The organism is Monashia sp. HAY1-5C (genome assembly GCF_056755255.1).
In genome coordinates this window covers 1-4,063 of sequence record NZ_JBPGXG010000220.1, presented here as the reverse complement: position 1 = coordinate 4,063, position 4,063 = coordinate 1, and the positions used below count along the sequence as shown (strand labels likewise).

Annotated in this window: 4 protein-coding genes; 1 reads left to right on the top strand and 3 read right to left on the bottom strand. The window is 74.3% G+C overall.

Annotated features, from left to right (window positions below; translation table 11 throughout):
* The 3 genes from ACR9ZK_RS20925 to bioB form a co-directional block, all read right to left on the bottom strand.
* A partial coding sequence (locus ACR9ZK_RS20925) for an aminotransferase class I/II-fold pyridoxal phosphate-dependent enzyme (protein ID WP_481343893.1) occupies positions 1-863 on the bottom strand: 863 nt, incomplete at its 3' end.
* On the bottom strand, positions 860-2,221 hold the full coding sequence (bioA, locus tag ACR9ZK_RS20920; protein WP_481343892.1) for an adenosylmethionine--8-amino-7-oxononanoate transaminase: 1,362 nt from the start codon (positions 2,219-2,221) through the stop codon (positions 860-862). The genes ACR9ZK_RS20925 and bioA, both read right to left, overlap by 4 nt.
* The gene (gene bioB / locus ACR9ZK_RS20915) at positions 2,214-3,296 is read right to left on the bottom strand and encodes a biotin synthase BioB (protein WP_481343891.1); all 1,083 of its coding nucleotides are present in this window, start codon (positions 3,294-3,296) and stop codon (positions 2,214-2,216) included. Before bioB ends, bioA begins: the two co-directional genes overlap by 8 nt.
* Positions 3,297-3,443: 147 nt before the next feature.
* Between bioB and ACR9ZK_RS20910 the strand changes: the two genes are divergently transcribed.
* Complete coding sequence (locus tag ACR9ZK_RS20910; protein WP_481343890.1) at positions 3,444-3,998, top strand: TetR/AcrR family transcriptional regulator C-terminal domain-containing protein; 555 nt, start codon at positions 3,444-3,446, stop codon at positions 3,996-3,998.
* The last annotated feature ends 65 nt before the right edge of the window (positions 3,999-4,063 follow it).

Here is a 4,063-nt window from a genome sequence, read left to right as displayed (position 1 = left end):
TCCGTCGTCGGCAGCGTCAGATGTGTATAAGAGACAGCGGTGACGACCGCGGCCGGGGCCAGGCCGGTGTCGAAGATGAAGGGCCGCGCGGTGTTGACCAGGTGCTCCCGCAGGGCGACCGGGCCGAGCACCGCACCGCCCTGGGAGCCGAGCGCCTTGGACAGGGTCAGCGTCACGACGAGGTGGTCGGCCCCGGCCATCCCGAGCGCCGCGACGAGGCCGCGCCCCCCGCCCGCGACGCCGATGCCATGGGCCTCGTCGACGACGAGGAGGGCGTCGTGGCGGCGGCACACGGCATGCAGGTCGGGCAGGGCAGCGGCGTCGCCCAGTACCGAGTACACCGACTCCACCGCGACGACGACGCGCCGGCCGGCGCGCTCGTCCAGTCGGGCGTCGAGGTCGGCGGGGTCGTTGTGCGCGAAGGTCGTGTAGGGGACGCGGGCCATGCGGGCGGCATCGTGCAGCGACGCGTGGGCGTGGGCGTCGAGCAGGATCTCGGCGCCGCGTCCGGACAGCGCGGTCAGGGCGCCGAGGTTGGCGGCGTACCCGGTCGAGAAGACGAGGGCGCTCCGCTGCCCGGTGAGGCGGCAGAGCGCACCCTCCAGCTCGCGATGCACCGGCAGGGTGCCGGTGACGAGCCGGCTGGCGGTGGCCGAGGCGCCGTACCGGTCGATGGCCTCGTGGGCGGCGGCCACCACGCGGTCGTCCCGCGAGAGGCCGAGGTAGTCGTTGGAGGCGAGGTCGAGCGGCTCGGGCTCGGCAGGGTGCCGCCCGCCGACGCGAAGCACGCTGTCGAACCGGACCGTCCCGCGCTCCTCGCGCCGGCGTGCGCGCTCGTGCAGCCACGCGTCCCAGGCGCTCATCCGTGCACCTGCGCGACGGCGCCGACGACGGCCCGCGTGATGGTGTCGACGTCCTCGTCCGAGCACACGTAGGGAGGCATCGTGTAGACGAGGTCGCGGAACGGGCGCACCCAGGCCCCACGCTCGAGCGCGGCACGGGTCACCGCGGGCACGTCGACCGGCTCGTCGAGCTGGACGACGCCGACCGCCCCGAGCGTGCGCACGTCGCGGACCGAGGCCAGGCCCGACGCCGGGTCCAGCCCCTCGGCCAGGCGACGCTCGATGCGCGGTACGGCGCGGTGCCACGTGTCCTCGACGAGGTCGAGGGAGGCGGCGGCCACGGCGCAGGCCAGGGGGTTGGCCATGAAGGTCGGTCCGTGCAGCAGGGCCCGGAACTGCGACCGGGTGATCGTGGCGCCGACCGCTTCGGTCATGAGGACGGCCGCGAGGGTGAGGTAACCGCCGGTGAGGGCCTTGCCGACGCAGATCACGTCCGGTGCGACACCCGCCCACTCCGAGGCGAACAGCCGCCCGGTGCGGCCGAACCCGGTCGCGATCTCGTCGGCGACGAGCAGCAGGTCGTGCTCGTCGGCCACCTCGCGCAGGATGTGCAGGCACCGCGGGTCGTAGACGTGCATGCCCCCGGCTCCCTGCAGGACCGGCTCGACGACGACGGCCGCGAGCTCGTCGGCGTGGCGCCGGGCCAGGTCGCGCAGCCGTGCCGCCCAGGCCTCGAGGGCGGCCGTATCGGTCTGCCACGCGTCGGCGACCGGGTCGTGGCGGGCCGCAGGTGGGCGCGGGGCGAACACGTGCCGGGCGAGGACGCCGGGAAAGGCCGAGTGCATGCCGTCGACGGGGTCGCAGACGCTCATCGCCGCGAAGGTGTCGCCGTGGTAGCCGCCGCGGACCGTGAGGAACCGCTGTCGGCCCGGCCGGCCCGACCCGGCCTGGTACTGCAGCGACAGCTTGAGGGCCACCTCGACCGACACCGAGCCGGAGTCGGCGAAGAACACGTGCGCCATGGGGCCCGGCGCCAGGGCGGTCAGCCGCTCGGCCAGCGTCACCGCCGGCTCGTGGGTCAGGCCGCCGAACATGACATGGCTGAACCGGTCCACCTGTGCGTGCGCCGCCGCGTCGAGGGCGGGGTGGCGGTACCCGTGCACCGCGCACCACCACGACGCCATGCCGTCGACGGCCTCGAACCGGGTGCCGTCGGGCGCGGTGAGGTCGAGCCGCACGCCGTGGGCTGCGGTCACGGCGTAGGGCGGGGCCCCGTCGAGAGGCGCGTACGGATGCCAGACGAGCCCCCGGTCGCGCCCGACGACGCTCGTGTCCGCCGAGCTGGGCCCGTGCGCGAGCACGTCGGCGGCCTCACGCATTGGGGCTGGCGGCCGTGCCGGCGCCGCGACGCCGCTTGACCGGGTCGTGTGACGGCGTGGTTGCCGGGCCCGGAGCGCCCTGCGGCGCAGCGGGTTCCGCACCGAGGACGACGAAGCCGTTGTCGCGGATCAGCTCCAGGTCTGCCTCGGCCGCCTGTCCCTCCGAGGTGAGGTAGTCGCCGAGGAAGATGGAGTTCGCGACGTGCAGGGCGAGGGCCTGGAGGGAGCGCAGGTGCATCTCGCGACCACCCGCGACGCGGACCTCGCGGTCGGGGCACACGAAGCGGGCGGCGGCGAGGATGCGGACGCAGCGGGCCGGCGTCAGCTCCCACGTTCCCTCGAGCGGGGTGCCGTCGAAGGGCATGAGGAAGTTGACGGGGATCGAGTCCGAGCCGAGGTCGCGCAGCGCGAGCAGCGCCTCGACGAGCTGCTCGTCGGACTCGCCGAGCCCGGCGATGAGTCCCGAGCACGCCGACAGGCCCGCGGCCTGCGCCCGGCCGACGGTCTCGACGCGGTCGGCGTAGGTGTGGCTCGTGACGATGGAGTCGTGGTGTGACTCGGCCGTGTTGATGTTGTGGTTGTAGGCGTCGACGCCGGCGGCGCGCAGGCGCTCGGCCTGACCGTCCCTGAGCAGGCCGAGGCAGGCGCACACCTCGACGTCGGGGTGCTCGGCCTTGAGGGCCCCGACCATGCCGGCGACGCGGTCGACGTCGCGGTCGGTCGGGCCGCGCCCGCTGCTGACCATGCAGACGCGCGTCGCGCCGCCCCGGAGGCCGGCGCGGGCCTGCTCGATCGCCTCGTCGCTCTTCAGCCACGTGTAGCGCAGGATGTCGGCCGTCGAGCCGAGTCGCTGCGAGCAGTAGTGGCAGTCCTCGGGGCACAGCCCGGACTTGAGGTTGACGAGGTAGTTGACCTTCACCGTGTTGCCGAAGTGCTTGCGGCGCAGGCGGGCCGCGGCCGCGACGACGTCGAGGAGCTCCTCGTCGCTCGACCGCAGGACGTCGAGGGCGTCCTCGGCGGTGCCCGGGGCGCCGGACAGGACGGCGTCGGCCAGGTCGTCGAATCGGCGGGTCATGCGGGCTCCTTGCGCTCGGCACTGAACGGTGTTCAACTTGAACGGCGTTCAGTATGCCGAGTCGCTACGCTCGGGTGTCAACGCGGTGGACGCGCGACCCAGGTCACGCGGCGCGTCCGTCGGTGAGCAGCAGGGGAGGGGGCGGACGTGGCGCTGAGCCGGGACCAGGTCGTGTCGACCGCCGTCGACATCCTGCGGCGGTACGGCCTGGCCGACCTCACGATGCGGCGCCTCGCGCGCGAGCTCGACGTGCAGCCCGGTGCCCTGTACTGGCACGTCGCGAACAAGCAGGAGCTGCTCGTCGAGGTCGCGGGGCGGCTGCTCGCGGCCATCCCCGAGCCCGACCCGCAGCGACCGCCGCAGGAGGCGCTCGCCGCGCACGCGCACGCCCTGCGCGAGGCGGTGCGGCACGTGCCCGACGGTGCCGACGTCGTGGCGCTGGCGCACGCGGTCGACCCGCGATCGCTGCGTCCCGTCGAGGACCTCGTGCGGCTCGTCGGCCGCGCGGGGGTGTCACGCCGCGACCGCGAGGCCGTCGCCGAGGTCGTGCTGCACCACGTCCTCGGGTCGGTGACCACCGAGCACAACCAGCGCATCGCCCTCGACCTCGACCCCGACTTCCGGGCACGCGACGCCGCGGCCGTCGCCAAGGCCTTCGAGGTCGGCCTCGAGGTCGTCCTCGCCGGCCTGCGCCACGGCTGACCGGTGCTGGTGCCGGACGGCCCAGGCCCTGTCTCTTATACACATCTGACGCTGCCGACGACGGA

What these genes read in the sequence shown, in the direction of transcription:
- bioA (WP_481343892.1), bottom strand. Translation starts at nt 2,221, where the DNA reads ATGCGTGAGGCCGCCGACGTGCTCGCGCACGGGCCCAGCTCGGCGGAC.
- bioB (WP_481343891.1), bottom strand. Translation starts at nt 3,296, where the DNA reads ATGACCCGCCGATTCGACGACCTGGCCGACGCCGTCCTGTCCGGCGCC.